The organism is Acidithiobacillus sp. TH-A36, from assembly GCF_057473445.1.
Window position 1 is genome coordinate 1 of record NZ_JBYCKP010000104.1, and the last position, 1,554, is coordinate 1,554.

The window sequence follows — 1,554 nt, forward strand, 5'->3', positions numbered from 1 at the left end:
CTTTTAGCGCAGCCATGCTCTGGGCCATTGGTGCTTTGTTCCTGCTGTTGATTGGTGGTCTGACCGGAATGATGCTTTCTATTCCAGCGGTTAACTACATGGTGCACAACAGTGTATTTGTGGTGGCGCATTTCCATATGATGCTGCTTTGTATTGTCTATGCGGTTTTCGGTGCAGTGATTTTCTGGTTTCCCAAGGTTTTCGGTTTCAAGCTCAATGAAGCCTGGGGAAAAATCATGTTCTGGTTATTTAGTGCCGGTACTTTCCTGGTTTTTTTCCCGATGTTCATGCTGGGCTTTATGGGCGAAACACGGCGCCTGGATTGGCCCTTTGATCCGCATTGGGCAGTATGGTTTGATGTTCAGGAAATCGGCATCGTCGTTTATGTATTGTCGGTACTGGCCTTTCTTTGGATGATTTATGTCAGTATTCGGGATCGGGCGCATCATCGTGTGGGTACAGATGCCTGGGGTACTTCCCGGAGTCTGGAATGGCTGACCGATTCACCTGTGCCTTTTTATAATTACGCTATGGTTCCTCATATCAATGCTCGGGATGAAGCGGCCTGGCGTCGGGAACACGGTTTTTCACAAAGTCGGCCAGATCACTTTGCTGCCATACATATGCCCAATAACACAGGCGTAGCCGTTTATATTGGTGCATTAACCTTTGTCATAGGTTTTGGACTGACCTGGCGGATCTGGTGGTTGACCGTTGCGGCGTTGATTTTAACGGTGCTGATCATGATTTATCGTTCCGGTAAAGGTGATCCGGGTTACGTTATTTCTGCAGAAGAAATGGAAAAGCTGGATCGGGAATCACGGCAGAACATGTCTGATGGTCAACAACATCTCCCCAAAGGGGGTGGTTATACCGGAGGAACAGTAACGGCTTATTCTGCCGAAGCAAGTGATCAAAGACCTCAGGGTACTCCGCCTGGAAATTCCCGACCGTTGTCTTAATTACACCGGATAGCGTGGCGGGTTGAATACTGCCACGCATTTGCCCAGCATTTAATGAAGGAGTTTGATATGAGTTCTTCTCATGATAAGCCTGTAGATCCCAACCAGGTGGTTTTGTGGTCGGATGATTACGAAGGACATGATGTGATTTCCACCCGAACCTTCGGGTTCTGGATGTATATTTTAAGTGACGGAATGTTGTTTGCGACACTTTTCGCAGCTTATGGCGTGCTCAGTTATTCTCATAGTTATTATACCGGCCCGACACCGGCACAATTTGTTGCTCCCTGGTACACCTTTATTCAGACCATGGCCTTGTTTCTGAGTGTGCTGGCTTATGGGTTTTCCATGGCTTCACTGAAAACCGGCAGTAAGGCCGGTGTCATCAATGGAATAATTGCCTCCATGGTTTTGGGTATCGTCTTTGTTGGTCTGGATATTCATGACGTGTTGCGCATGATCAGCATCGGCGTAACGCCGGAAGTCAGCGGTGGCCTTTCCGCCTTTTACGCCCTGACCCAGGTCCACGCCGCCCACATTTTTGTAGGCCTGATCTGGATGCTGGTGATGTTGTATCAAATCTTGAGAAAAG

At 48.2% G+C, this 1,554-nt stretch carries 2 protein-coding genes; both read left to right on the forward strand.

Translation table 11 applies throughout. The annotated features are described in order from the left end of the window. Nucleotides 1-962: cbb3-type cytochrome c oxidase subunit I (locus tag AC2VLY_RS02960; RefSeq protein WP_486921740.1), on the forward strand; the 962-nt coding region annotated here is incomplete at its 5' end. A gap of 69 nt (nucleotides 963-1,031) precedes the next feature. Then, the coding region (locus AC2VLY_RS02965) for a cytochrome c oxidase subunit 3 (RefSeq protein WP_486921741.1) at nucleotides 1,032-1,554 on the forward strand (523 nt) is incomplete at its 3' end.